This window comes from Nocardia sp. CA-135953, assembly GCF_050955735.1.
In the GTDB taxonomy this organism is placed as follows: domain Bacteria; phylum Actinomycetota; class Actinomycetes; order Mycobacteriales; family Mycobacteriaceae; genus Nocardia.
Genome location: NZ_CP192082.1, coordinates 2638185 through 2664362 on the forward strand (window position 1 = coordinate 2638185; position 26178 = coordinate 2664362).

At 63.7% G+C, this 26178-nt stretch carries 28 protein-coding genes and 1 pseudogene; 17 read left to right on the forward strand and 12 right to left on the reverse strand.

Annotation, left to right across the window (positions count from 1 at the left end; all coding sequences use genetic code 11):
• Nucleotides 1-173: 173 nt before the first annotated feature.
• The 5 genes from ACQPXH_RS12045 (at nt 174) to ACQPXH_RS12065 (ending at nt 4471) form a co-directional block, all read left to right on the forward strand.
• The gene (locus ACQPXH_RS12045; RefSeq protein WP_433602412.1) at nt 174-599 is read left to right on the forward strand and encodes an ester cyclase; all 426 of its coding nucleotides are present in this window, start codon (nt 174-176) and stop codon (nt 597-599) included.
• Between the two features lie 30 nt (nt 600-629).
• Entirely contained in the window at nt 630-1136 is a 507-nt protein-coding gene (locus ACQPXH_RS12050; protein WP_433602413.1) for a flavin reductase family protein, read from the forward strand.
• Nucleotides 1137-1345: 209 nt separating this feature from the next.
• Nucleotides 1346-2914: a purine-cytosine permease family protein gene (locus ACQPXH_RS12055; protein ID WP_433602414.1), complete on the forward strand. Its 1569-nt coding sequence runs from the start codon at nt 1346-1348 to the stop codon at nt 2912-2914.
• Entirely contained in the window at nt 2911-4176 is a 1266-nt protein-coding gene (locus ACQPXH_RS12060) for a bifunctional 3,4-dihydroxy-2-butanone-4-phosphate synthase/GTP cyclohydrolase II (protein ID WP_433602415.1), read from the forward strand. The genes ACQPXH_RS12055 and ACQPXH_RS12060 overlap by 4 nt, the downstream gene beginning before the upstream one ends.
• A 19-nt stretch (nt 4177-4195) precedes the next feature.
• Entirely contained in the window at nt 4196-4471 is a 276-nt protein-coding gene (locus ACQPXH_RS12065; RefSeq protein WP_433602416.1) for a hypothetical protein, read from the forward strand.
• A gap of 212 nt (nt 4472-4683) precedes the next feature.
• On the opposite strand, the gene ACQPXH_RS12070 is transcribed toward ACQPXH_RS12065, so the two are convergent.
• Both ACQPXH_RS12070 and ACQPXH_RS12075 read right to left on the reverse strand, forming a co-directional pair.
• Nucleotides 4684-5442 (reverse strand): DeoR/GlpR family DNA-binding transcription regulator, encoded by a 759-nt coding sequence (locus tag ACQPXH_RS12070; protein WP_433602417.1) that lies wholly within the window; start codon nt 5440-5442, stop codon nt 4684-4686.
• A gap of 274 nt (nt 5443-5716) precedes the next feature.
• Nucleotides 5717-7687 (reverse strand): PTS mannitol transporter subunit IICBA, encoded by a 1971-nt coding sequence (locus tag ACQPXH_RS12075; RefSeq protein WP_433603423.1) that lies wholly within the window; start codon nt 7685-7687, stop codon nt 5717-5719.
• Nucleotides 7688-7895: 208 nt separating this feature from the next.
• Between ACQPXH_RS12075 and ACQPXH_RS12080 the strand changes: the two genes are divergently transcribed.
• From ACQPXH_RS12080 to ACQPXH_RS12090, 3 genes are all read left to right on the forward strand, one after another.
• On the forward strand, nt 7896-8954 hold the full coding sequence (locus ACQPXH_RS12080) for a zinc-dependent dehydrogenase (protein WP_433602418.1): 1059 nt from the start codon (nt 7896-7898) through the stop codon (nt 8952-8954).
• Between the two features lie 300 nt (nt 8955-9254).
• Nucleotides 9255-10169 carry a VOC family protein gene (locus tag ACQPXH_RS12085; protein WP_433602419.1) on the forward strand — a complete coding sequence of 305 codons (915 nt, stop codon included), beginning with the start codon at nt 9255-9257 and terminating at the stop codon, nt 10167-10169.
• A gap of 282 nt (nt 10170-10451) precedes the next feature.
• A complete protein-coding gene (locus tag ACQPXH_RS12090) occupies nt 10452-10577 on the forward strand; it encodes a hypothetical protein (protein WP_433602420.1) in 126 nt (41 codons plus the stop codon).
• A gap of 45 nt (nt 10578-10622) precedes the next feature.
• On the opposite strand, the gene ACQPXH_RS12095 is transcribed toward ACQPXH_RS12090, so the two are convergent.
• The 6 genes from ACQPXH_RS12095 to ACQPXH_RS12120 all read right to left on the reverse strand — a co-directional run bounded on the left by ACQPXH_RS12095 (nt 10623) and on the right by ACQPXH_RS12120 (nt 15559).
• Complete coding sequence (locus ACQPXH_RS12095; protein ID WP_433602421.1) at nt 10623-11120, reverse strand: hypothetical protein; 498 nt, start codon at nt 11118-11120, stop codon at nt 10623-10625.
• 273 nt (nt 11121-11393) lie between these two features.
• Nucleotides 11394-12494 (reverse strand): zinc-binding dehydrogenase, encoded by a 1101-nt coding sequence (locus tag ACQPXH_RS12100; RefSeq protein WP_433602422.1) that lies wholly within the window; start codon nt 12492-12494, stop codon nt 11394-11396.
• Nucleotides 12491-13387, reverse strand: coding sequence for a fumarylacetoacetate hydrolase family protein (locus tag ACQPXH_RS12105; RefSeq protein WP_433602423.1), 897 nt, complete (start codon nt 13385-13387; stop codon nt 12491-12493). Before ACQPXH_RS12105 ends, ACQPXH_RS12100 begins: the two co-directional genes overlap by 4 nt.
• A gap of 254 nt (nt 13388-13641) precedes the next feature.
• A complete protein-coding gene (locus ACQPXH_RS12110; protein WP_433602424.1) occupies nt 13642-14010 on the reverse strand; it encodes a nuclear transport factor 2 family protein in 369 nt (122 codons plus the stop codon).
• Nucleotides 14011-14180: 170 nt separating this feature from the next.
• Entirely contained in the window at nt 14181-14654 is a 474-nt protein-coding gene (locus tag ACQPXH_RS12115) for an SRPBCC family protein (protein WP_433602425.1), read from the reverse strand.
• A 158-nt stretch (nt 14655-14812) separates the two neighbouring features.
• Nucleotides 14813-15559, reverse strand: a complete 747-nt coding sequence (locus ACQPXH_RS12120; RefSeq protein WP_433602426.1) for a GntR family transcriptional regulator — start codon at nt 15557-15559, stop codon at nt 14813-14815.
• Nucleotides 15560-15969: 410 nt separating this feature from the next.
• On the opposite strand from ACQPXH_RS12120, the pseudogene ACQPXH_RS12125 reads away from it, so the two are divergent.
• The 5 genes and pseudogenes from ACQPXH_RS12125 to ACQPXH_RS12145 all read left to right on the forward strand — a co-directional run.
• A pseudogene (locus ACQPXH_RS12125) lies at nt 15970-16071 on the forward strand (FAD-dependent oxidoreductase); the annotation flags it as partial.
• A 35-nt stretch (nt 16072-16106) separates the two neighbouring features.
• Entirely contained in the window at nt 16107-16502 is a 396-nt protein-coding gene (locus ACQPXH_RS12130) for a hypothetical protein (RefSeq protein WP_433602427.1), read from the forward strand.
• A gap of 11 nt (nt 16503-16513) precedes the next feature.
• Complete coding sequence (pdhA, locus tag ACQPXH_RS12135; protein WP_433602428.1) at nt 16514-17653, forward strand: pyruvate dehydrogenase (acetyl-transferring) E1 component subunit alpha; 1140 nt, start codon at nt 16514-16516, stop codon at nt 17651-17653.
• Nucleotides 17654-17815: 162 nt separating this feature from the next.
• A complete protein-coding gene (locus tag ACQPXH_RS12140) occupies nt 17816-18187 on the forward strand; it encodes a glyoxalase superfamily protein (RefSeq protein ID WP_433602429.1) in 372 nt (123 codons plus the stop codon).
• Nucleotides 18188-19363: 1176 nt separating this feature from the next.
• Complete coding sequence (locus ACQPXH_RS12145; protein ID WP_433602430.1) at nt 19364-19585, forward strand: hypothetical protein; 222 nt, start codon at nt 19364-19366, stop codon at nt 19583-19585.
• 24 nt (nt 19586-19609) lie between these two features.
• On the opposite strand, the gene ACQPXH_RS12150 is transcribed toward ACQPXH_RS12145, so the two are convergent.
• A complete protein-coding gene (locus tag ACQPXH_RS12150; RefSeq protein ID WP_433602431.1) occupies nt 19610-20422 on the reverse strand; it encodes a mycofactocin-coupled SDR family oxidoreductase in 813 nt (270 codons plus the stop codon).
• Nucleotides 20423-20668: 246 nt separating this feature from the next.
• On the opposite strand from ACQPXH_RS12150, the gene ACQPXH_RS12155 reads away from it, so the two are divergent.
• The 4 genes from ACQPXH_RS12155 to ACQPXH_RS12170 are packed head-to-tail and all read left to right on the forward strand — an operon-like array spanning nt 20669 to nt 24426.
• Nucleotides 20669-23059 (forward strand): nitrate- and nitrite sensing domain-containing protein, encoded by a 2391-nt coding sequence (locus tag ACQPXH_RS12155; protein WP_433602432.1) that lies wholly within the window; start codon nt 20669-20671, stop codon nt 23057-23059.
• Nucleotides 23059-23490 carry a roadblock/LC7 domain-containing protein gene (locus tag ACQPXH_RS12160; protein ID WP_433602434.1) on the forward strand — a complete coding sequence of 144 codons (432 nt, stop codon included), beginning with the start codon at nt 23059-23061 and terminating at the stop codon, nt 23488-23490. The genes ACQPXH_RS12155 and ACQPXH_RS12160 overlap by 1 nt, the downstream gene beginning before the upstream one ends.
• Nucleotides 23487-23861 carry a DUF742 domain-containing protein gene (locus tag ACQPXH_RS12165; RefSeq protein WP_433602435.1) on the forward strand — a complete coding sequence of 125 codons (375 nt, stop codon included), beginning with the start codon at nt 23487-23489 and terminating at the stop codon, nt 23859-23861. The genes ACQPXH_RS12160 and ACQPXH_RS12165 overlap by 4 nt, the downstream gene beginning before the upstream one ends.
• Complete coding sequence (locus ACQPXH_RS12170; protein ID WP_433602436.1) at nt 23842-24426, forward strand: GTP-binding protein; 585 nt, start codon at nt 23842-23844, stop codon at nt 24424-24426. The genes ACQPXH_RS12165 and ACQPXH_RS12170 overlap by 20 nt, the downstream gene beginning before the upstream one ends.
• A gap of 2 nt (nt 24427-24428) precedes the next feature.
• On the opposite strand, the gene ACQPXH_RS12175 is transcribed toward ACQPXH_RS12170, so the two are convergent.
• The 3 genes from ACQPXH_RS12175 to ACQPXH_RS12185 all read right to left on the reverse strand — a co-directional run bounded on the left by ACQPXH_RS12175 (nt 24429) and on the right by ACQPXH_RS12185 (nt 26091).
• On the reverse strand, nt 24429-25040 hold the full coding sequence (locus tag ACQPXH_RS12175; protein ID WP_433602437.1) for a TetR/AcrR family transcriptional regulator: 612 nt from the start codon (nt 25038-25040) through the stop codon (nt 24429-24431).
• Between the two features lie 76 nt (nt 25041-25116).
• Nucleotides 25117-25308 (reverse strand): hypothetical protein, encoded by a 192-nt coding sequence (locus tag ACQPXH_RS12180; RefSeq protein ID WP_433602438.1) that lies wholly within the window; start codon nt 25306-25308, stop codon nt 25117-25119.
• Nucleotides 25309-25554: 246 nt separating this feature from the next.
• Nucleotides 25555-26091 (reverse strand): TetR/AcrR family transcriptional regulator, encoded by a 537-nt coding sequence (locus tag ACQPXH_RS12185; protein ID WP_433602439.1) that lies wholly within the window; start codon nt 26089-26091, stop codon nt 25555-25557.
• Between the last annotated feature and the right edge of the window lie 87 nt (nt 26092-26178).

Here is a 26178-nt window from a genome sequence, read left to right on the forward strand (position 1 = left end):
TCCCCATACCGAGTCGTGAATCCGCGAATCGGGCCTCCGGGAGCGTTGGGCCGCCGAAAACCCGCACGCTCCAGTGCGATCGGTGCACCTTCCCCTCGGCGGGCGAACTTCCGAGTCCGTGTCGTTCGTACCCAGCGCATGGTCAACGGAAAAACTGATCAGGAGTACAGCAAATGACCGATTACACAGCCCGGCGCGAGCTGATCACGAACGCCTGGGACGCCGCGTGGGATCGAGGGGAGATCGAAGCGTTCGATTCGCTGCTCAGCCCGCAGTACCGACGTCACGGCACTCGCGGGGCAGCGCAGGATCGCGATACCTTCAAGGCCTCCGTCCTGTCGACGCGCACCGCATTTCCCGACCTGAAAACTACGATCGACGACATCGTCCTCGAAGGAGACAGGGCGGCGATCCGCTGGCACAGCGTCGGCAACCACACGGGTGCTTTCATGGGCATCCCCATCACCGGCAAGCGTGTCGAGGTAAGCGGGGCGACCTTCGCGCGTTTCCAGGACGATGGCATCGTCGAAGAGTTCGTGACGTGGGATCCACGCGCGCTGCTGGCCGCCCTCGGCATCATCAGCCTCGGCCAGGACTGAAATCCACGGCAACACAACGGAGTACACAGCATGTCACAGGTACAGCAGCGCATAGCCGACGTCGAGGTGATGAAGCAGGTCAACCGCCAGTTCGTCACCGGCGTTACCGTGATCACCACGATGGACGGCGATGTCCCGAAAGGGCTGGCAGTCAACGCCTTTGCCAGCGTATCGCTCACCCCGCCGACCGTGATGGTCTGCGTGCAGCGCACGTCCAACACCCACGACTGCCTCTTTCGGTCCGATCACCTGGCGATCAATATCGTCTCCACCGATCAGCTTCATGTCGTCGAACGGTTCGCATCGAAGTCCGACGACAAGTTCACCGGTCTCGATTGGCGGCCCGGTCCGTTCGGGAGCCCATTGATCGACCTCAGCAGCGCGCAAATGGAGGTCGAGATCCGCGAGCGGTTACAGACCTCGACGCACACCGTATTCGTCTGCCGTGTCCTGCACGCCGCAGTCGGCGAACAGGCGCCGATGATCTATAGCGCGGGCAAGTTCTTCGACGGCGGTTCGCTCACTCGACTGGAATGACCGGCCGTCACTCGATACCTGGCAGCGCGTCCAGGTCGGGAGTCGAACCGTACACGTTCTGTACCTGCGCCTAGGGCCAGCCCGCCAATCTGCTGGCATCTTGCATGTTAATTGTGCCCATTGTGTGCCACCGTGCGACTGCTGTCGAACGCTGTGAGCGAAGTCGGCTTCTGCCGAATTGCAACAGGTAAATGACCTTGTGTTACGCCATGAATTTCAGGGTTGACTTCGGCGCAGGCATTCTGCAAAGTGATCCGCACAACATCTTCTGCCATACATCATGGCAAACCTCGGAGGTTCTAATGTCCCAGACTCCGTCCTCGGACACCGAAGACCGGCAATACCGCAGTAAGGTCGCCGCGATCGAACCGTACGGCGTCGACCACATCCCCGACATCGAACGGCACGGGACTCCCCGCTCCCAGTTCTCCATCTGGTTCGCCGCGGGCATGAACTTCCCGATCATGGTGCTCGGTTTCTCGGCGGTCAGCTATGGGCTTTCACTGACGGCAGCGGTAACAGCGATCGTGCTCGGCTCGCTGGTCGGCGCGGCCGTAATGGGCATTCTGTCGCAGATGGGCGCCCGTCTCGGTGTCCCGCAGCAGATCCAGTCTCGCGGACCTCTCGGATTCTTCGGCAACTTCATTCCCGTGGCATACATCAACATCTTCGCCGGCATCGGATGGGCCGCGGTGACGATCATTCTGGGCGCCCAGGCCATGCACAGGCTCGCATCCAGCATCCCGTTCTGGCTGTCGGCGCTGGTACTCGTGACCATCCAGTTGGTGGTCGCGGTCTTCGGATACAACATGATCCACTTCCTGCAGAAGATCTTGTCTTTCATATTGTTCGCCGGATTCGTGCTGATCACCGTCGTCTCGGTCGCCAACGCCCAGACAGTCGGCTTCCACGCCGATCCCCACGCGCGGTTCTATATCGGCAGTGTCGGCGGATGGATCACGTTCGCCGGTTTCTTCCTGTCGTTCCTCATCGCTTGGTGGCCCTTCGCCTCGGACTACTCGCGGTACTTGCCCGACGACGACCGCACCGCCAGGCGTGCCGGTGCCTACACGGTGGCCGGTAACTTCATCACGCTGACTTGGCTGGGTATCGCCGGTGCACTGCTCGGCGGATCGGCGGTGTCTGGTGAGCAGCCCATCGATGCGCTGGCCCGGCTGACCGGATCATGGGCTCCGGTGGCGCTGCTGGTCGTCATGCTGTCCTCGTTCTCGCAGAACTTCCTCAATGTCTACGGTGGCGCTATTTCCGTTCAGACCCTGCGGATACCGGTGAGCCGCCGCACCGCGGTCATCGTGATCTGTGTCATCGCCTTCCTCATCAGCCTGTGGGCAGACGAGGGCTTCGAGGCGAAGTTCAAGAACTTCCTGTTTCTCGGCGCCTACCTGATCGCGCCGTTCGGCGCGGCGCTGCTGCTCGACTACTTCGTCGGGGGGCGCAAGGACAAGACTCGTATCGGCGAACTGTACGACGAGACACGCATGCTGGAATGGGGCTTTGTCGCATGGATCGTCGGTGTGATCGCCTCCGTCCCGTTCTGGAACCTGTCCTTCTACCAAGGTTGGGTGAGCGTCCATCACCCTGACTGGGGCGATCTGACCTACGTCGTCGGCTTCGTGGTGGCCGCGATCGTATACCTGCTCACCTACCGGCTTCCGGGTCTTCGGCGGCACACGAAATCCATTGCGGCAACAGAAATCGCCGACACTGTCGAGGTGGCTGCCGCAGTGCCTGTGGCCTCGCGCGAAGAGCAGCCATGAGTGCCCCTGTGTTCGAGGCTGCTCCGCCGACCGCGGCGCCCTTCATCGCCGCGGTCGAACGCGCCCTCACGGAAATCGCAGCCGGCCGACCAGTCGTCGTGGTCGACGATGACAACCGGGAAAACGAGGGCGACCTGATTTTCGCCGCTGAGAGCGCGACACCGGAACTTGTCGCATTCACCGTCCGGTACGGGTCCGGGGTGCTGTGTGTGCCGATGACGGGTGAGCGTCTCGACGCACTCCGGCTGCCGCCGATGTGCACGGACAACGAAGATCCGAAAGGCACGGCGTACGCAGTCAGCGTCGATGCCCGTGACGGGATAAGCACGGGGATCTCGGCCGCCGACCGGGCCCGCACGATCCGGCTGCTTGCCAACGGTGGTGCCCGCCCCGAGCAGTTGACCCGCCCTGGTCACGTATTCCCGCTGCGTGCGTGCCCCGGCGGGGTGCTCGAACGTCCCGGGCATACCGAGGCGGCGGTCGATCTGGCCACGATGGCGGGGATGCGCTCCGCCGGGGCCATCTGCGAAATCGTCAACGACGATGGGACGATGGCCCGTGGGGCTGCTCTCGACGAGTTCTGTGCCACACACGGCCTGCATCGGCTCGCGATTGCCGATCTCATCCGATATCGCAGGTGGCAGGCGCCCATCGTGGCCAGTCCCGCCATCCGCCTGCCCACCCCACACGGCATCTTCGACGCCATCGCTGTCGCGGAGGACAACGGAGCCGAACACCTGGTCCTGACGCTCGGCGACATTGTGGAAAGGGACGATGTCCTGGTGCGGGTGCACTCGGAATGCCTCACCGGCGACGTATTCGGCTCCCAACGGTGCGACTGCGGACCTCAACTCGACCTGGCGCTTGCCGAGATCGCCCGAGTCGGCGCCGGTGTCGCGGTGTATCTGCGGAGCCATGAAGGCCGCGGAATCGGGCTGGTTCAGAAGCTGCTTGCCTACGGCCTGCAGGATCGCGGCTACGACACGGTCGACGCCAACACAGCGCTCGGGTTGCCCGTCGACGCACGTGACTATGGTGCAGCGGCGAAAATCCTTGCGTCTCTTCGGATCCGCTCGATCAACTTGATGACGAACAACCCGCACAAAGAATCGGCGCTCGCCTCCTTCGGGACCAGCATCCTGCGTACCACGCCGATTCATATCGAACCGACCGCCGACAACGTCCGCTATCTGCAGACCAAGAGCGAACGCCTTGGACATCGAGTCCCGGCAACCCCTGCGGTCACTGCTCGGCAGTCATGAACATCACGGAGCAACAGCCATGGCCACCCTCATCACTCAGCACCGGGTCCAGGACTTCGACATCTGGCGCGCGGTGTTCGCGGGGCACCAGGAAAACCGGCGCTTTCACGGTGCCACCGGGCACCGGATCTACAGAATCGGTGACGACGTAACCGTCCTGACCGAGTTCCCGGATCGCTCCTCGGCCGAAAACTTCCTCGCGGACCCCGCCCTGCGCGAGGTCATTACCCGCGCCGGATTCATCGGCGCCCCCAGCACACGCATTTGCGAACTTACGGACGCCGAGGAGTACTGATTGTCGAAACCATGACTGCAGCAAGCAAGTTGGGCACTACAACATTGCAGGCATACGGCCAGCCCGGTTGGTCCTTGTCCGGCGCATCGCTCACCACACTCCCGTCGCCGACAACCGGCCTCAGCAGTCCGGCGTGAACCTCGAGACAGGCGATAACCGGCAATTTCAGCCGATGTCGCCGGGTGCGACAAACCGCTCGGGTTCCGCCACGGTCACACGCGTACGACCGAGGGGCCGAGGGCCTCGAACCGGTGGGCCTCGGCCGCGGGCAGTTCTGTTCCGGTAACCACTGTTTCGAAGTCCGCGATCTCGGCGAATCGGCAGAAGCTGATCATCCCGAACTTGCTGTCGGCGGCGACGAGAACACGGCGCTTGGAGCGTTTGACCGCCTGGCTCTTCACAGCGGCCACCGCCGGATCCGGCGTCGTGAGGCCGTGCTCGATCGAAATACCGTTCGTACCAAGGTAGGCGAGATCGATGACGAGCTCGTCCAGCATGCGCAGTGCCCAATGGTCCACGGTGGCAAGTGTTCGGCCGCGCATGCGTCCGCCGAGCAGCAGGACGGTGATCCCTTCACTGTCAGCAAGGACCTCGGCCGCGAGCAGGGACGAGGTGACCACTGTCAGCTCCATGTCGGCAATTTTCTCGGCTATCAGGCGCGGTGTGAATCCCTCATCGAGATATACGGTTTCAGCTCCATGCAGCAGGTCCGCCGCAGCGGCGGCAATTCGGTGCTTCTGAGCGAGGTCCACTCGGCTGCGGTAATCCACGCCCGACTCGAACGCCGCGCTCTCGAGCGGGATCGCCCCGCCGTGCACCCGTTTGACCAGCCGGCGATCGGCGAGCATTCGCAGATCCCGACGGATGGTTTCGGTAGCCACCCCGAATTCGGAAGCCAGCTCGCCGACTTCGACCCTGCCACCGGTTCGGGCGTACTCCACGATTTTCGACTGGCGCGTGTCTGAATCCACGTTGGCATTCTGCTCCATCGACGATGGACGCGCTGCTGCCCGGCCGGAACCTTTCCACGGGACAAGGCAGGCCGGGCCGTTGTCGATGACAGCCAGGAATTCCGTGTCGGTGTTTCCCCGAGTCGCCACCGAGAACCTGGCACCCCTCATTTGCGTACCAGGTTCTCCCAAGCCTCGGTTGGCCTGATGTCATCTCACGTTGCGCCCGCCTATCGGGGAGCAGTCGGCGTCAGTAGGCAGGTAGGTGGTTGCTCGTCGAGCGGACGCGTTCGCATCAATCGCGACCGTTGTCGAGGACTGCTTTGACCTCATCGGGTGTTCGCGCCGTACGCAGCCGCTCAACCTGTTCCTCATCGAGGAACACGTGGGCGATACGGTTGAGCAGGGCCAGATGATCGTCTCCGGCCCCGGCGATACCGATGACGAACTCGACCGGCTTGCCGTTCCAGTCGATGCCTTCCGGGTAGCGCACGACCGAGATCCCCGTATGACGGATCTTGGCCTTCGCCTCATTTGTGCCGTGCGGAATCGCAAGCCCGTTGCCCATGTACGTGGTAACCGATCGCTCCCGCTCGTGCATGGAGTCGACATACGACGCCTCAACCGCGCCCACGGCGACCAGCAGTTCGCCGGCCTCGTTGATAGCGTCGGTTACGGTGCCCGCCTGGCCGGACAGCACTATCGAGTCGGGGGAGAGTACATCGGTGCCCGAGGTCGAATCGTTCTGGAAGGTCTCGTCGTCGACCGGGGCACTGCCACGGTCGGCACGTGCGATCATGGCGACGATCTCGTTGTACTCGGGACTGTTCATGTAGTCATCGACGGAGACGTGAATGGCCGAGGGCGTCGCCCGGCGCGCCCGGTCGGTCAGGTCCTTGTGGGTGACCACAAGGTCGTAGCTGTCGGTCAAGTTGGAGATCGCCTGGTTGACGACGCTGACCTCGGCGAATCCCGCGCTCTTGATCCGCCTGCGCAGCACGGAGGCACCCATGGCGGAGGAGCCCATGCCGGCATCGCAGGCGAAAACAATTGTGGAAATGGCTGGGATGGCGACCACACTGGTCGAGGAGAGCGCGTCGGAGGCAATGGAACGCTTGCCCTTCATCGCCTCCATGGTGGCGGTGGCTTCGGCCAGGTCGGGTTCGTCGGTTGCGCGGTCTGTCTTCAGGAGGAGAGCAGCGACCCCGAACGACACGGTCGCCGCGCAGAGGACGGACAGCGTGACTCCGACATAGCTGCCGCTGGCTGTCTGCGCATACACGGAGATGATCGATCCTGGCGCGGCGGGCGCGCGCAAGCCGGAGCCGAAGAGCACGTTGATGAAGACGCCGGTCATACCACCGGCAATGGTGGCCGTGATCAGCTTCGGCTTCATCAGCACGTAGGGGAAGTAGATCTCGTGGATACCGCCGAGGAAGTGGATGATCATCGCACCGGGAGCCGACAGCTTCGCCGCGCCTCGGCCGAATACCGCATAGGCCAGCAAGAGTCCCAAGCCCGGACCGGGGTTGGATTCCAACAGGAACAGAATCGACTTTCCGCTGGCACTGGCCTGGCTGGTGCCCAGTGGTGTCAGGATGCCGTGGTTGATGGCGTTGTTGAGGAACAGCACCTTCGCCGGTTCGATGAACACCGAGGTAAATGGCAGCAGGCCGTGGTCAACCAGGAAATCCACGACATGGCTGGCGAACTGGCTGAATGCGGACACCAGGGGACCGATGCCGAAGAAGCCGGCCACAGCCAAGACCCCACCGGAAATCCCCGCTGAGAAGTTGTTGACGAGCATCTCGAAGCCGGGGCGAATCTTGCCGTCCCAGAGCGCGTCGAGCTTCTTGATGACCCAGCCACCAAGGGGGCCCGCAATCATCGCACCCATGAACATCGGCACATTCGCACCGGCGATCACACCCATCGTGGCGATCGCACCCACGACAGCGCCACGGGTGTCGTAGACGATCCGACCACCGGTGGCCCCGATGAGGAGCGGCAACAAATAGGTGATCATCGGCGTGACGATGCCCCCGCTGGCGTAGTCGCCCCAACCACCGATGTGGGCCACCCAACTGTCGCCGCCCCATCGATCGGTCAGTGCCTCGATCCAGCCCTTCTGAATGAACAGGGCCGTGATCAGGCCCCAGGCGATGAAGGCGCCGATATTCGGCATGACCATGTTCGACAGGAATGTACCGAACCGCTGCACACGCACCCGCGCGCTGATGGGGGACTCCGGTGGGGTGTTAGACATCTTGACTTCCTCAGAGCAACTTAGCCGGCCATGTGACACCAGCCACATCTTATGCAGTAGTAGACCGCACAAGCGGGCATATTGACAATAGACCGGGCACAAATGGGCATAGATTTGTGTGGATTTGTGCCCGTATGATCGTTACGGTGAACCCGGGCGAACGTCGCCCGACACGTCAGACGACGGACGGCGGAAGGAATACGGATCCATGAAGGCGCTGCGCTACTACGCACCCGAGGACGTCCGATTGGAGGAGGTCCCCGAGCCGGAGTGCGGTCCCGACGAGATCAAGCTCCGCGTGCGCAACTGCTCGACGTGCGGTACGGATGTCAAGATCTTCCACAACGGCCACCAGAACCTCACCCCTCCGCGCACAATCGGCCACGAGATCGCCGGCGAGATCGTCGAGGTCGGCGCGTCGGTGCACGAGTTGTACGGCACGGAGTGGCAAATCGGCGACCGCGCTCAGGTCATCGCCGCGGTGCCTTGTGGAGAGTGCCACGAGTGCGGCAAGGGCTGGATGGCGGTCTGCCAGAATCAGACGTCGGTGGGCTACCAGTACGACGGCGGGTTCGCCGAGTACATGATTGTGCCCAGCCAGGTGCTCCGGGTCGGCGGCCTGAATCGTATCCCGGACAACGTCGGATACGACGAGGCCTCGGCCGCCGAACCCTTCGCCTGCGCGATCAACGCCCAAGAGCTGCTCGGCATCGAGGAGGGTGACACGGTCGTCGTCTTCGGTGCCGGTCCGATCGGTTGTATGCACATACGCATCGCGCGCGGCGTACACCGTTGCGGGCCGGTCTTTCTCGTCGATGTCAATGCCGAGCGCCTGAAATTGTCGGCAAACGCAGTCCAACCCGACGAGGTAATAGACGCCACCGAGGTCGATGTCGTCGAGCGAGTCATGGAGCTGACCGGCGGCCGTGGCGCTGATGTGGTGATCACGGCGACCGCTGCCAACGTCACCCAGGAGCAGGCCATCGCCATGGCCGCACGCAACGGTCGCATTTCCTTCTTCGGAGGGCTGCCCAAGACCAACCCCGTCATCACGTGTGACTCCAACGTGGTGCACTACCGCCAACTGCACATCCACGGTGCCAACGGGTCCGCACCTGAGCACAACAAACGCGCGCTCGAGTACATCTCGACTGGCCAAGTGCCGGTGAAAGACCTCATCACCCACCACATCTCCCTCGAAAACGTGCTCGACGCCTTCTCGATCGTCAAGAACGGCGAGGCCATAAAGGTCACCGTGGAACCCTGAGCCAACGGTTTCGGGGTCACCGCCATGACCTCGCGTGCTCATGCTTCGCCGGATGACCGACCGGGACCCTTGGCGAGCCGCATCGCTCCATTACCTGCGGGAGTTGTTGTTTCGATCTGTGTTTCGTGGTCGCGGTTGCGCAGGCTGGTCGTCAGTTCCATCACAGCCTGGTCGGCGATCACCTCGGGTCGGGGCTACCAGGGTCACGCGTCCTGACCGCAACACCTAGACGGTAGGCCACCCAAGGTGTATACACATAAAGGTTCCGAGACAACGCAGGTCCGGAGATGAGGAGAGTACATGTTGCGTGTCAAAGGTCTTCTGCACTATGGACTCCAGGTGCCTTCCCCGGATAAGGGTGCGAACTTCTACAGTGCGTTCGGGCTGGAGACATTGGAGCGCGACAACGCGATCGTCGTCCGTTGCGACGGGCGGGAGCAGGACCAGACGGTACTGCTGGAAGGGCGGGTCAAGAGGTTGCACCACGTGGCCTTCGCTGTGGAACCGGACTCCCTGCCCGAATGGCAACGGTACCTGGAGGGCCTGGGCTTGAAGCTGCTCGACGCCCCGATCGAGGTGCAGGGTGGGCTCTGGTTCCGCGATCACGAGGACAACCTGGTCAACCTCCGCGACGAGGGAATTGCCCGTTGGCGCGAGTTCGCCACCACGGACGCCCAAGACGCCAACGTCGGTGACCGGGTCCGTCGAATCGACCAGGCCCGCTGGCTGAACGCGGATGAAAAGCCCCGGCCCCAGCGTCTGGGGCATATGTTGATCTTCAGCTCCGATCTGGCCGCTTCCGAGGCCTTTTACACCCGCACCCTCGGACTGCGCCTGTCGGACCGCATCCGTGGTATCGCCACCTTCATGAACTCGGGGCCTGGCGACCACCACGTATTCGGATTCGTGCCAGCAGCGCATCCTGGCTTGCACCACTCCAGCTGGATGGTGGCCGACATCGATCAGATCGCGATGGGTGCACGAAATATGGCCGCGGCGGGCTACACGAAGGGCTGGGGTCTGGGCCGCCACACTCTCGGCTCGAACCTGTTCCACTACATCCAGGACCCCTGGGGCAGCTGGATCGAGTACTCCGGCGATATGGACTGCATCACCGAGGACTGGAAGCCGAACGACTGGGACTGCCCGCCCGCCGTGTGGTGCCCCGAAATGCCCGCCGACTTCATCACCAACCAAGAGGAAAAGCCCGCCTGACGATCATCGCGCGTGACTACGACACGCCGAACCGCCCGGTCGCCTCGCGGCCTCAGCAGGTCGAGGCGACCGGACTGGCGCGTTCGGAGTCGTGGCTTGCCTGTCTTCGGCGCCAGCGCAGCCGGCATCGAACCGGCGCAGCAGCGCGCCGTTGGCCGGATGTCCATCGCGAGGCTCGACCGGCTGCGGCTGCCGCAGACAGGGGACGGCGAATCTGACACAGTCGATCCCCGACCGCCGAGCTGGGGCAGTTCCTCGGCTCCGGTACGGGGTTGTCGGCCGGTGTCGATCACCCGGCTGACCGACCAGTGGCAGGATGCGGCCCGCGCCTTTGCGGAGCGAGACCTGTCCGGCACCGAATACGTGGCCGCCCACACTGCCGATTCACGCGGGTGGAAGGTCGGTTGACAGGCAACCGATGACCTCATGATCGCCGTGTCCACCGATACGGGATCATCGACCGATCGGTGGCGGTGGGAACCGCATGGTAGTGCGTTTTGCGTACTTGCGCAGCACCGGCAGACCGAACGCCATCTCGCCGAGATCGGCGGGGCGGCCACCCACGCCATGCTCCGAGTAGATGGCCCCCTCCCAGAACAACCGGTGGTCGGACAGGGCCTCATCGCCCTCCTGCCGGAAACGCCGAGCACTGACCTTGCCACACGCGACGAAACCGGACCCGAACGTTCCACCCGCCAACTCCAGCAGCAACAAGGGCAGCGCGGCAGTGTCATCAAGATCGCCGTGGCGCGCGACCGGCGTAATGGTAAGACCGCCGGTGAAGCGCGGGTCCAGTTCCATCCGCTCCACCGCTTCGAAACAGATCTCGGTCCGGTCCTCGAAGGACTCGAAGTCGTTGCTGCGCAGAAGCAACATCTTATGACTGACTGTGTATCGATAAATGTGAAAATAGCCGTCAGAGGTGAAGGGAAGGCTGCTCACCCCGTCCACGATGCCACGGTCACAAAGGGTCCCGCAGCGGGTGTGCTGCCACCGAAGGAAGAATCAACCGGCACCGCCCGACAGCTACCTCACCCACAGGTTATGGCAGCATTTCTGCGCTTGCGATCCACAACGCAGTGATGGTCGGAGCGGTCATGAGGTATGCGCATTGCGGGTGACTGCTCGACTGCGAAGTCGAATCGTGTAGTACTACGCCATCCGGTTCAGGCCCGCGGGCGAAGGTAGCCGAGCTTCGAGATATGTCATGGTTTTGTGGTAGCGCTAGGGGAGCGCGTGCAGCGCCACGCGGCCGATGCTGTCGCTGGATTCGACGTATTCGTGGGCGTGTGTGGCGTCGGCGAGGGAGAAGGTGCGGTCGACGACACCGCGGAACCCGCCGCCCACCTCGGTCCACAGGCGGGCTGCGGCGGCCATGTTCCCGGTGCGCACGCCGATCACGCGGTGACCGAACGTGTACAACCTCTGCAGGTCGACCTGGACCGTTCGCCCGAGGAACGCGCCGGAGGACACAATCGCGCCGCCGGGCGCCAAGGCCGCCATGCCCTTCTCCCACAGCTGCGCGTCGCCGAGGTTGTCGATTACGATGTCGGCGCCGGCGCCGCCGAACTGCGCCCGCACGTCGTCGGCCAATGTCGGCGACACCGAGTCGAGCACCGCTTCGAATCCGAGTTCGCGCAGGCGGGCCCGTTTCGGCTCGAGCCGCGATGTGACCACGACCTGCGCGCCGAGATGCCGTGCCAGGAGGGCGGTTGTGGATCCCAGGGCCGAGGTGGCGCCCTGTATGAGGACCCGCTGCCCGGAAACGAATCCGGCTCGGGTGAGCTGGTTCATCGCCACCACACCGGCGAGCGCGACGGCGACAGCGTCGACCGGGGTCACATCGTCGGGAACGCCGAACACGTTGCTGGCTGGAACGGCGATGTAGTCGGCATATGCGCCGGGGAGGTGCGTGCCGATGATCCGTGCGCTCGGAGACAGCTCTTCGTAACCGGCGCGCACCATCGGACAGTCCGGGTCGGTGAGCAGAGGAAAGGTGGCCACGTGGTCGCCGACCGCAATTCCGGCGACGTCCTCGCCGACCCCGGCGACGACCCCGGCGTGCTCGGCGCCGAGGATATGGGGAAAGGTGAACTGCGCGTACGGGTGTCGCCCGGACCTAGCAGCCAGATCCAGCACGCGCCCGACACTGACCGCCCCGATTCGGATCAGCACCTCGGTGGGCCCATAGCGCGGCGTCGGCACCGTCTCCAGGCGCAGGACCTCCGGGCCACCGAACTGCTGGAAGGTGACTGCGCGCATGGTTGCCGGCACCGGGGTCACCGTCGGCCAGGGGGCCGCCACAGCGGTGTCGCCACTCGTCATTTGCCCACAATCCGGTTCGAAATGCGGCTCAGCCCTTCGATTTCCACGGTGACGATGTCATCGATCCGCAGGAAGTCCTGGCGTGGCATCCCGACCCCGGCCGGGGTGCCGGTCAGCACGATATCACCAGGTTCGAGCGTCATGAGCCGGCTCGCGGCCGCAACCAGACGGTGGACACCCGTCACCATCTGCGCGGTGCTGGAATCCTGTTTGACGACACCGTTGACGTCGAGACGAATCTTCAGTGCCTGCGGGTCTGGCACCAGCCACGCGGGTACCATGCCGGGCCCGATCGGGCAGAATCCGTCCTGGTTCTTGTGCCGAACCCAATCCCAATCGAAGGCGGGGAATACCGACCCGGTGCGGCGAAACGCGCCGCGGTCGGAGATGTCGTTGGCGACAAGATAACCCGCGATGGCCTCGGCTGCGGTGCGGTCGTCGGCGGCAGCGCAGCGCCGTCCGATCACGACGCCGAGTTCGGCCTCCCAGTCGACCTGTGCGCCGGGCCTGGTACTGATCGGGACGTCGCTGTTGGGGCCGATGATCGTTGTGGTCGGCGACTTGAGGAAGAAGAACGGCTCCGCGTCGGGGTCCGGACGCGCGGTGCCCATCTCCTCGGCGTGGTCGTAGTAGTTGACGCCAGCACATACGACTTTGTTCGGATAAGTCAGTGGCGCAACGAGTTCGGCGCCTCGAATCGGCTCGAGCGCGTCGATGTCGAGATCGCACAGAAGGTCAGCCCAGCGGGGCCAGTCCCGAAGCATGTCGATGAGGGTGTGGCCGGCGACAGGTGGGGGCGGCGCGAGAATGGTGTCGTCGGCGTGGATTGCGACACCGGCGTCGGTGTCGGTGTCTGTGACGTATTGTGCCAGCGACCAAGTTGTCGTACTCATTGCGATGTTGTCTCCGTTCAGGCGGCGATGTAGCCGCCGTCGATGGTCAGAGTGCTCTCAGTGACGAAACTGGATGTCGAAGAGGCGAGGTGTCGGAAGCGGAGTGCACCAAGCCGAGACAGATTCGGCATCTGTGACGCCGGTCGGCCCGGACAGCGCTCGATTTCCGGCTGGCAGGCCGGCTCGCGTCGTTTCCCGCTGTTTCGACGGATCCGCCATGACTGCCGCATACCTCGTTCCGCAATTCGCCGTAGTCAGGCGTAGACAGGTGCCAGGTCGAAGTAGACGCGGTAGCGGTCGATCTTGCCGATATCCCCGTCCCTGTGCCAGATGCTGACCACGGGAATGGTCACATGCTGTCCGTCTTGGCGGTGGTAGGTAACGCTCAACTCCACGATGGTGTCGGAACCGCTGTTCCATTCCTCGAGGATGGTGTGGCTCAATCCGGCGATGGTGTCGAAGAACGCCTGTGTTCCCTGTCGGATCTGCTCCGGACCCACCAGGGGCGCGGAGTTGGCGAAGGTGAGCTCACCATGCTCGGTGAACAAGCTGGCGAACGTGTCGACATCCATTGTGTCGACGATCGCGAACACATCCGCCGTTGATTGGATCGTGGTGCTCATGGAACTTCTCCTGCCCAGGCCGCTGGCCCGATGCTGTGTGACCTCGTCGAAGAGACCGTACTTTATAGTGTATTCACTTTAATGGTTGGGGGGTCGATGCCTAGGCGAGGCGACGGAAGCCTAGGGATGTCGGATCCCATTTGGCCGCTCCGCCTGAGCGGCCCGTCGATTCAGGCGAGCGGTGCCGATTGTGGTGCAACGATCCGTGCGCGGATCGCGGCGAGCGTGGTACGAACCGCGTCGAGATAGTCCTGTTCCATCCGCTCGGCAAATTCCTTCTCTTGCGGACTGCCGTCCTCGATGCCGTCTACTGCGATCCGGAAGGCGAAGGTCAGCACGTCGTTGCCGGCGTCGTCGACGCCGATCTCGTTGTCGATCGTGCCGCGCGCCGTTCCGCGCGTCCGTACGAAGTGCACACGTTTGGTGGGGTAGAAGGTCACAACTTCGCGCACCTCGGCTCCGGCGTGCACAATGTCGCGAACCAGTCCGCCGTCGAACCGGTCGACGACTGTGCATTCGGAGATGGATGCGACATACGGCAAAGGATTCTCCGCCTTCTCCACCAGGCCATTCCATAGATCGTCGCGTGTGAGTCGAGGTTCGGCATCTTCGTTGAGCGGAATGGTTCGGCTGACTTCGATCATGACTATGCCTTTGAATGGGAGGCGGCGTGCGCCCTCGGGTGAGTGTGATGTCGAGCACTATACGGACCTAAGAGTTAATGTGTCTACACTTTGATGGCAAAGTGGCTGCGCTTTGATCGAGGGCACGGCGGCCGCGAAGCGGGGTGCCGACGGTTACGTCAGCAGCCCCCGCGGGCCATGGCCAACGCCTGCCGGACCGTCGGACCGTCGCCGCCGGCGGCCAGATCCGCGAGAACCCGTGTCGCCGTACGTGAAAGGTGATGGGCCATCAGCGAACCGGCGCATTCGGCATCGCCAGCGACCAGTGCGGCGAGAATTTCCTCGTGTTCGTGCTCGGCCGCGGCGAACGAATCGGGATGGGCTTGCTGGACGAACCGCAAGTAGCGCTCCGTACGCTCCGAATACGACAGGATAATCCGAGCGAGCGGATCGCCAGCACGCGCAGTGCACAGGCTGTGGAACTGGCGGTGCGCCGTTATCCACTCGCTCATATTCCTGTCTCGCCTTGTCCTGCGCATTGTCGTCAAGAGCAACTTCGCCTCCACCACCTCCTCAGCCGTGATATGGCCAGCGGTGATGCGCGCACCGAGTGACTCGAGCGTGATCCGCACGCCGTAGAGCTGGTCGACCTCGCCGGCGTCGAGGGCTCGGACGATCGCGCGCTGATTCAGCTGGACATCGATCAGCCCCTCCTGCTGCAGCATTCGGAAGGCCTCGCGCATCGGGACGCGACTGACACCGAAACGTCGTGCCAGGTCCGCCTGATTCAGTTCGGTACCCGGACCGATCACGCCGTCGTTGATCAACCTGCGCAGGTGAGCGTGTGCTTGCGAGCTGATCTCGCGGGGGTTGCCGAACTGCGGCACCGCGATGTCGTCGAACGCGTCATCGACACGAACCGGCATAAAGCGCCCCCTCCATGGAAGAACCTGTCAATCGCGCAATCAACAAGTGAATCCACTTTAACAAATGTGAGTTTGTCTCGAGTTCTGCCCCAGGTGGCTCTTCGTACCTTGGCCACTCCTCGATCGGGGCGAATCGCAGGGACCGCGTGGCGGGTTGAGGTCGGCGGCGGGGACGTTTGTGCCTGGATCTTTCGCTTGCATTGGCCGCCTCGACCTCGGCCGACCGACCCGCGACCAGCCGAGCGCGTCCACGCTTCCATGCATCGAGATTGGGCGCAGCGCCCAGTTCGGACCCTGAATTGCTGGACTTCGCGGCCATTGTTTGTGCATCTAGTGGCCACAACACTCGGATGAACGACCACACCGCAACCACGGTGGGTCGTTTCATTCGAGGATGAGGAGCACCACGAGTGCCGGATTTCGATCTCCTGGTCGTCGGCGGCGGGCCCGGCGGGTATGTCGCGGCCATACGCGCGGCGCAACGCGGCCTGCGGGCCGGGCTGGTGGAAAGGAGTGCCTGGGCGGACAAGGAGATCGGCAACGCATTGTGTCGTGCATCGTGATCCCGGCCGCGACCTTCACCCACCCGGAGATCGCCGGCGTCGGCCGCACCGAGGACGCCGCCCGCGCCGCCGGGCACGAGGTGATCACCGCCGAGTTCCCGTTCGCGGCACTGGTTCGGGCCAAGTCCTTCGGCGATACCGAGGGCTTCCTGAAGATCGTCGCGGGCACGCGGCATCAGGAAGTGCTCGGCGTGCACATCGTCGGACCGTCCGCCAGCGAACTGATCACCGATGGCGCACCGGCGATTTCACTCGGGGCGACGCTTCAGGAACTCGCCGACACCATCCACGCCCACCCCACCCTCGGCGAGATCGGCTTGGAAGCGGCCCTGACCGGGCTCGGCCTGCCGGTACACATCGCGCCGCCCCAAGAGCACTGAGGAGAACGCTCATGACCACGAGCACCGCCCCCCGCAAACCCTCGCGCAAGGCAACCCGCTCCACGAACGATCCGGCGACCACGGCCGAGACCACGGCTGCTACCGGGACCGGGACCGGGTCGGTCGAATCCCGTATCGCAGCAGAAGATCCCGACACCTTGCGCGGCCTCTACCGCGACATGCTGTTCGTGCGGCGCTTCGAGGAGCGCACCGCACAGAGCTACCAGCAGGCCAAGATCGGCGGCTACTGCCACCTCAACCTGGGGGAGGAAGCCACCGTCGTCGGTATCGGCGCGGCCATGCGACCCACCGATTACCTGTTCACCAACTACCGCGAGCACGGGTACGCACTGGCCAAGGGCATCGAGCCCGGCCGGGTCATGGCCGAGCTGTACGGCCGATCCACCGGCACCTCCAAGGGTTGGGGCGGGTCGATGCACATGTACGACACCGCGACTCGCCTGCTGGGCGGGTACGCCATTGTCGGCGGCCAGATCCCGTTGGCGGTCGGCGCGGCGCTGGCCATCGACTACCGCGGCGGCGACGATGTGGTGGTGTGCCAGATGGGGGAGGGCACCACGAATATCGGTGCGTTCCACGAGTCGTTGAATATCGCGGCGCTGTGGAACCTGCCGATCGTATTCCTGGTGATCAACAACCAGACCGGCATGGGAACCACCGTCGAAAAGTCTTCCGCCGAACCGGATCTGTGGAAGCGCGCGTCCTCGTATCGCATGCGCGGTGAGCGCGTGGACGGCACCGATGTGCTGGCCGTGCGGGATGCGGCCAGCGAGCTGATCGAAACCGCTCGGCGTCAGAGCAAGCCCGCACTGCTGGAGGCGGTGAGCTACCGGCTCAAGGGCCACTCAGTGGTCGACCCGGCCAAATACCGTACCAGCGAGGCGGTTTCGGTAGTCCGAGACAACGATCCGATCGTGCGCTGGTACGCCGCTCTACTCGAAGCCGGTGTGCTGACCGAGGAATCGGCTGCCTCGATCGAGAATGCGGTGACCGCCGAGGTCGCCGCCGCTGTCGAATTCGCCGACACCAGCCCGCATCCGGAGCCGTCGAGCCTGTTCGACTACAACTACGCGACGCCGGTGGCCGGTGACTTCCGCCGCTTGCCCGCCGATCCGCTGTTCACCTACTGAGGACATCACTGTGGCTGTCATGACCTATCGCGAAGCGCGCAGTCGGCCACGCACACCCAGCTGAAACCGAACTCAGCAATTTCGGAGAAGCGTTTCCGCTCCGTGCGCCGATAGCCTGGCGTCCTGTCGGCACCACGCCAACCACCATCGAGAGGAAATCCTGTGCAGATCGCCATTGTGTCGGTTCCTGTCCGTGACCAGGGCAAGGCAAAATCCTTCTACGTCGACAAACTCGGCTTCACCGTGGTGTCGGACGACCCCATGGGGCCGGATTCCCGGTGGGTCATGCTCGCCCCGCCCGGTGGCGGCGCGACGATCACCCTGGTCACCTGGTTTCCGACCATGCCGCCAGGTTCGGTGAAGGGGCTTGTCTATACCGTTGCCGACCTCGACCGGATCCGTGCGGAACTGATCGAGAAAGGCGTCGCTGTCGGAGAGGTCGAGGACACGCCTTGGGGCGTGCGGCTGGCTCAACTCGACGATGTCGACGGCAACGGCATCGTTCTGCAGGAGGGTACCCCCGAATCGTCATGACGGCTGTCGGCGCCTCGCACGGTCTGCGAGTCGATGACCCCGGCTCTCGGCTGCGGATTACGTCCGGCTTGCAGGCGGGCGCGGTCTCGCGGGTAGTCGCGGATACGTTGCCACGCACCGGATTTCGTCCACCGCCGGCAGATGTCGTAGATCGTTTTCGCGGGCGGGAAATCGTGCGGTACTTGTGCCAAGGCGACCCCGCCGCGACGATCGCGTCCAGTACGAGCCGGCGTGCCCACTTCTCCGGGCGTCCGCCACGGCCGCCGGTGTTGCCCGGTGGCGGCAGTAACGGAACGAGGATCGCCATGCGGTGTCGGTCAGCGACGAGGACGGATAGAACGGACAGGTCGGCGACAGGACCGGCAACTCGCCGTGCGCTGGGCACGAGGAACACGAGCAGGTGAGCGACACTGGCAGCGGGACTCTCCGTGGCAACTGGATGGTGTGGTAACCCCAGTCGTACCGGGAGTCCTGCTACTCACCAGGCATCACACGCGAGGCAATTCCGCGTTCTCAGGCGCGCTCTAAGTGAGATGGCAGTAGTGTAATCAGCGTATTAGTTATACTATAAAAATCATGCGATACAGGTACCGCCATAGTCCGATCCGACAGGTGTAGCGATTGAGGGGTGCTGGTGACGAGACCGGTCTCCACAGAGGCCCACGCACAGCGTAGTCATCGAAAGGGCAGGGATGATCGTCGATCCTGGTGCCCCTTTCGAACTCGGTCACCCGCTTGGTCGCTGAGTCAGCGACCAGACGCCGTGGCCGGGCGGGTGGCGTGATCCTCCAGACGGATCGACAGCGACCGGATTGACCCGAGGGCTCCGGAATCCGGAGCAGCACAGCGATGAATCAGAAGTCAGTGGATTGCGATACGACCGCCCTGCGGCCGCAATCTCCGCAATCGAGTGAATCGACACCGCCCGTGATGGGTTGCACCTGTCGCGGCAAAGCGAACAATGCCTTGCCCACCGCACTCGAATTACTTCGGGCTGTGCGCGGGAACTCGGTCGAACCCGAAGGGAGTCCGTGCGCTCGAATCCTCGCCAGGTGCGCGTTCGACCTGGCCGAAATCTACGCCGCCGAGTCTCGTTTCGAGTCCACGTCCGCAGCCCACGGGATGCGCGACCCTCGGAGGGCCGAACTGCTCGCCTGCATCGAGGATCTGTTGTCTATGGGACTGCCGAATTCGCCCGCCGAGTTGCGCTGCGGGATTCGCCTCGCAATCGAACAGATAGCCGAGGCATCGGTCGAATTGCACCGCGCACTACGACGTTTCGGCGGCACCGATGAACGCGTCCTGGCGCTGAGCCGCCGAACCGCCGAGCTCGTGAACCGGTACACGACGCTGCTCGATTCGGCGACCTCGCTGGGGCCGTGGTCGCCGAATCGTTGAGTTCGCCGCGCGCCGGCCCGCGACTCACACTTTGGTGGCGCCCATATCGAGGGTGAGCTGCGTTCCGGTGACCGCGCGCGACATGTCGGAAGCGAGCCAGAGCACGGCGTCGGAGATGTCATCGGATTCGGCGATCGGCAAACCCGGCAGCAGCGAGGCGAACGATGCCAGGAAATTTGGGTGCTCGGACAGCATGCTGCCGACCGTGGGGTCCTCGCCCATCGGCGTGGTCACGCCCCACGGATGGATCGAATTAACGCGAATCCCGTACTCGCCCAATTCGATTGCCGCAGTCTTGGTCAGGCCGACGACGCCGTGTTTGGCGGCACTGTAATGCGCTTGGCCGGGAAGCGATTTGATGCCGGCGACAGAGCTGACCGTAATGATCGATCCGCCGTTGCCCGCGGCGATCATGGCGGGAACAGATGCCTTGAGGGTTCGCCAGACGCCGGTGAGATTGATATCGATCATGGTCTGCCACTGGTCGTCCGGCATCTCCCAAAACCGGTTCCAGTTGCTGATACCGGCATTGGCCACGACCACGTCGAGCCGGCCGCCGAACTCCGCCACCGCTTCCGTCACGATCTGCTCGAGTGCAGCCGAGTCGCGGACATCGGCACGGCGCGCCACTACCTTGCGCCCCTCGGCTTCGACGAGGCTCACCGTGGTGGCCAAGTCGTCCTCGGTCGCAGCGGGATACGTGTTGGCTGATGCCACAGCGGCGCAGGCGTCGATCGCGATGATCGAGGCGCCTTCCCGCGCGAGCCGGACCGCGTGGTTGCGACCCTGGCCGCGGGCCGCGCCGGTGATGAAGGCGACTTTTCCGGAAAGAAGCATGGGTTCTCCCTGTGCGTACGACGATCCAGGTTCGATCTTCGTGTCGCCGAGCGCTGCGCGGAAGGCGCCGCGACAGGAACGCCGTTCCCGTGCGCCGAGTTCGCCGATCAGATGCTCAGCAGTCTTCTTGCTGGTGAACCCGGTTGCTGTCAGAGCGTCGAGGCTAGCCGCGGGTTATCGGGCAAATTAAAAGTAAACAATTTCGATGATTTAATCTTATGAACTTGTCTATGGTCGGCTAGGTTGATGCGTGTGTTTAAGGCGTTACGCACCCTTCGGGCGCGGGTACTCGCGATCGCGCTCGTCCCGAGCATCGTGCTGCTCATCATCGGCGGCGGCGGTGCCACCTACCTCGTGATGCAAGGACAGAAACTACGGAACTGGGGCGACGAGCAGGCGACCGCCTCCGCTCCCGGTCTCGAGTTCGGTGTCGCGGTTCAGCAGGAGCGCCGGTTGACGCTGATGCTCCTGGCCGGCCACCCCGAGATGGCCGGTGGGCTGCAGGAAGTGCGTCCGAAGGTGGACCAGTCGTTACGGCAGATCATCACTGCGGCACGCAATTTGTACGACCTGCATCATTACACCGCCGACAGCGAAGGCGTGATGACCGGGCTGGCGAACGAACTGCCGGCTATACGCGCCAAGGTCGAGACGAACACGATTTCGATGATGGACGCCTACGCGTTCTTCAACCGTCTCACCGACATCATTCGAGTTTCCATGGTGTCCTTCGCGCACACTGCGCCGAACACCGAAGTCGCGCTCGCGCTCGGTACGCTCACGGATCTGTTCACCGCCGCCGACTCGATGGCTCGGGGACACGACCTCGCGGTCGCGGCCGAGGGGGCGGCCGGATTGTCGCCCGCGGAGTTCGACGAGTTCGCCGCCAAAGTCGGCTTCTATCACGATGAGCTGCAGTATCTGGCCATGAGCATGACGCCCGAAGTTCATACCCAGTGGCAGGCGCTCAGCGCGTCACCGGAGCTCAAAAGACTGAGCGATATCGAGAACTTCCTGATCCGGCGGGGTGTGCCCGCTGTCTCGGGCGGTACCGACAATTCGAGCGCCACGACATCGAGGCCGCAGGGCCGCGCAGACACCCCTCGAGCAAGTGGTTCGAGTGGTGCAGGCAACGCCGACACCGATGCGCTGCCCATATCGACGGCCGACTGGTACGCCGCGATCACCACGGTCTCCAACGGCATGTTGCGGATGTGGAGCGGCCAGGGCCTGTACGTCTCCACGCTGAGTCGCGAGATGGGGGACAGGAATTCGCGTGACTCGCTGCTTGCGGGCCTCGGAGTGCTGATCCTCACGCTGGCGGCCTTCTTGACCACTTTGCAGTTGTCCCGCCGGATGATTCGCCGCCTGCACCGGTTGCGCGCGGAGACGACCCAGATGACCGATGATCAACTGCCAGGCATCATCGCCGCTCTGGATCGCGGCGAGCAGGTCGACATCGAGAAAGAGATGTCCACGCTCGATTTCGGTAGCGACGAGATCGGTCAGGTCGCCGACGCGTTCAACCGGGCGCAGCTTGCGGCGGTGAATGCGGCCGCCACCGAGGCGCGAACCCGGGAGGGCGTGAACTCTGTCTTCGTGAACATCGCGCACCGCAGCCAGGTCGTGCTTCATCGGCATCTGAAACTCCTGGACGAGGCCGAATTCGAGCAGGAGGACCCGAAGGTTCTCGATCTACTCTTCCGGCTGCACCACTTCACGACTCGTGAGCGCCGCAACGCCGAGAACCTGATCATTCTCGGCGGACAGCAGCCGCGGCGGCAGTGGCGCAAGCCGGTCCGGCTGGACGAAGTCGTGCGCGGTGCGATCGCCGAGACCGAGGACTACGCCCGCGTCCGCGTACTGCGGCTGCCGGATGTCAACGTGGCAGGTGGCGCCGTGGCCGACCTTCTGCACCTGCTGGCCGAATTGATCGACAACGCGGCCTCGTTCTCCCCGCCGGCGTCCCGGGTGGACATCTCGGGCAACGAGGTGGGCAGGGGCATCGTCGTGGAGATCGTCGACCAAGGGCTCGGCATGCCGACCCAGCGGATGGCAGCGTTCAACGAAACACTGGCCAACCCACCGGATTTCGCGTTCGCAGCGTTGTCCGAGGACAATCGGTTAGGCCTGTTCGTGGTGGCGCGCCTCGCTTCCCGCATCGACGTGTCGGTGCGGCTGGTGGAGTCGGAATACGGAGGTGTGAAGGCCATAGTGCTGATTCCCATATCACTGATGTCCGAGGAAGAGGCCAACGCGTCGTCTCCCACGCCCGTGACCGAGGCGCCTGTGCCCGCGGGACTGAACGCCGCCATCGGATCTTGGCCGGCCGGGATGCAACCGGGTATCGAACCAGCGGAGATCGAGGTACAGGAGCTGCGGCATCCACCTGCCCAGCAGCGTGTAGCGGCGCACCGGCGACCGGCGCTGCCGCGGCGACAACGTCAGGCGAGCCTGGCGCCGGAGTTGACGAACAGCGCGCCCGCACGGGACGAGCCTGTGCAACCGCCGGTCGAGCGGTCTGCGGAGCAGGCGCGAAACCTGTTCTCCGCCATCGAAACAGGCACTCGGCAAGGCAGGGAAACACCGTCGGGGCCCGATCGGTTCACGACAATGAACGTTGAATGGGAGCAGTAGTGACGACATCGTCGAATATCACCAAAAATCTCGACTGGCTGCTCGACGACTTTCTCAATCGGATGCCGGGAATCGAATGCGCCGTCGTGCTTTCCACCGACGGCATGGTGATCAGCAAGTCCAGCGCCATGTCGCGCGAGAGAGCCGAGCACTTCTGTGCCATGGCATCGGCACTGCAGGGGCTCGCTCGCAGCGCTGCCGCGTATTTCGAGGTCGGCGGAGTCCGGCAGTCGGTCATCGAACTCGACCGGGGTGTGCTGTTCGTGACCTCGGCCGGAGACAACGCATGTTTGGCGGTACTGGCAGGCGAGGATATGAACATGGGAATGGTCGCGTACGAGATGAACCAGACAGTCGTTCGTGTGGGCACATTCCTATCCACTACCTCGCGCCCGAACACCGGTCGCGGCATGGACCATAGATTGCCATGACCGATACGGGTGGGCCGTGGTTCGATGACGATGCTGGGCCCCTGGTGCCGGCTTACGCCGTTACGCGGGGACGAACCGCGGGTAGTGCCCACGAACTCGACATGATCACATTGGTGGTCGCTGCCCCCCGCGGGCCGGGTCACGCACTGATCGATGCGGAATACCGCGTGATACTTCAGTACTGCGTTGTCACGAAGTCGGTCGCGGAGATTTCCGCATACATACGCCGGCCACTGAGCGTCACCAAGATTCTGCTCGGTGACCTGATCGCCAGCGGACACATAATCTATCGATCGCCGAGTCCGATGAATACGGACTCGCTCGACCTCAATCTACTTCGGACGGTTCTGGATGGTCTTCGCGCACTCTAATTCCCGCGAGTCGGAGCTGCTTCCGATAACTGCCGTGAAAATTCTGGTGGCCGGCGGTTTCGGGGTCGGCAAGACGACGCTGGTTTCCGCGATCAGCGAAGTGACTCCGCTGCGCACAGAAGAGGTAATGAGCGAGCTGAGTGTCGGTGTGGACGATCTGGACGGCGTGGAGTCCAAGCACACCACCACCGTCGCGCTGGATTTCGGCCGCATCACACTCAATGACGCGCTTGTGCTGTATTTGTTCGGAACCCCGGGCCAGAATCGTTTCTGGTTTCTGTGGGACGAGCTGTCCCGCGGTTCGCTCGGTGCGGTGGTATTGGCGGATACCAGGCGGCTCGATGACTCGTTCGCCGCTCTGGATTATTTCGAGAGCCGTCGGGTGCCCTTCATTCTGGCGGTGAACTGCTTCGACAACGCAGACATGTACACCTCCGAGGAGATCAAGGAAGCGCTGGATCTCGATCCTGGCGTGCCCGTGGTGCTATGTGACGCGCGCCGGCGCGACTCGGTCAAACAGGTGCTGCTGGTGTTGATGGAATCCATCCTCGCCCGAGTGGGCTAGAGTCAGGCCGAAACTTTGCGCTGACCGGACTGTCCGTCCTCGTCGATGACTTGCGCGCAGCGCACGAACATGTGCCGTACCAGGTCGCTGAGCCCGGTCGACGAGCTGGTCTTGTCCCAGAAGCGGAGGGCGGTGGCGAGACAGGTGATCGCGACCGAGGCGACCAGTGAGTCGTCCTGGGAGGGCTCGGCGCGGCCTTGCTCGGCCGCGAGCCGGCGGGAGACCTCGCGCTCCCAGCGCAGGCGCATCCGCAGGCTTCGGGGTTCCAACTGCCGGTTCGTCATGACCAGATGGGTGAGCCGGAAGGTTCGCTCGTCCTCGAGGTCCACGGCGAACGCGGCGACGGGTTCAGCGAGGGCGGACACCGATACCGAGCGGTCCGTTCGTTCGGACACCCGCTCCACCATCGCCGCGGCGGAGCGGTCCTCGTCGGCGAACAGGACGTCTTCCTTGCTGGGGAAATGCCGGAAATACGTCGCGACCGACACACCTGCAGCCTTCGCGATCTGCTCGGTGGTCGTAGCCTCGTAGCCGTGTTGCTCGAATAGGGTGATCGCGGCTGTGGCGATGTCGTCGCGGGTACGCAGGCGGTTCCGCTCTCGCAGTGTGCTCACAACAACTCCCGATGCTCGCGATAGTTTCTCTCGAATTGAGAATTCTACTCGATCTTGCGTCGTGGGCGTGGTCGTGTCATGCGAGCACGTCGACGAGTTTCTCGGAGTTGTCGACCATGTACTTGGTTATGCCGTTGAGACGGCGTCGCCAGTGTGATTGTGCGCGTGCGGCTTTCCCCTGCGCGGCAGCGAGGCCGGCTTCTTCTATGTTCGCTCGGCGGTACGATTGGCCTGGCTGGACGTCGGGAGCGATCACCATGCTGCTCACATGGATCTCCGGTCAGGTCGTAGATTCTGTACCGGATCGCCTTGCCCAGTTCGGCGTGGAGAAAGTCGCGGATATCGACCAAGGGACGGCCGCGATTCGGCCCCGCCCTTGCTGTAGCGGCCGATCGATTCCTTCTTCTTGGCGTCCCCGCTGACCACCGGATCCCCTGTTGATGATCGGTGACCCGGTTGGTGATGTAGCGGAACCGATCGTGCGGTCGCCCCTGTGCACGAACCGCACTCGGGGCTATACCGGTGAGTAGCACAACGGCAATCGTTCGACCCCGCTCCCGGCGAGCCGAAGGTTCTCCCCGGATCGGGCGAGAAAGACGCTGAACTGCTCGTCGGTTGCCCACTCCTCGTAGGCTGCTTCGATCGCAGCGAGCGCTATCGACAGTTGGAGGCGTGCCAACGGCCGTTCCTCCAAGGAAGTCCGCGCATCGACCCAAGCTCGCAGATCACGCGCGATCCACTGGGTGGCCTTCGCGAGTGCATCGGCGAGCGTTGGGTCCGCCGCCAGAAGTTGTCGCTTGACCGCGAACGACGATTCCATCGACCGAAAGCCTTCGAGCAGGACCGTGACCAGCGCATCCCACAATGGGCTGCTGTGCGGCTGCTGGGCGCGCAGCTCACCCCAAAAAGCGACGTCGTCAGGGTCGGGCTCGGAGATGGTCGCGTCCTTCGACGCGAAGTAACTGAAGAACGTAGTCCTACCTACCTCGGCCTCGAAGGCAATCTGGTCCACCGTGACGTTGTCGTAGCCGTATTCGGCGAACAGTCGCATCGCGGACTCTCGAATCGCGCGACGTGTACGCACCTTCTTTCTCTCGCGCAGTCCAAGACTCTCACCGCGCCCATCCGCTCCATGTCG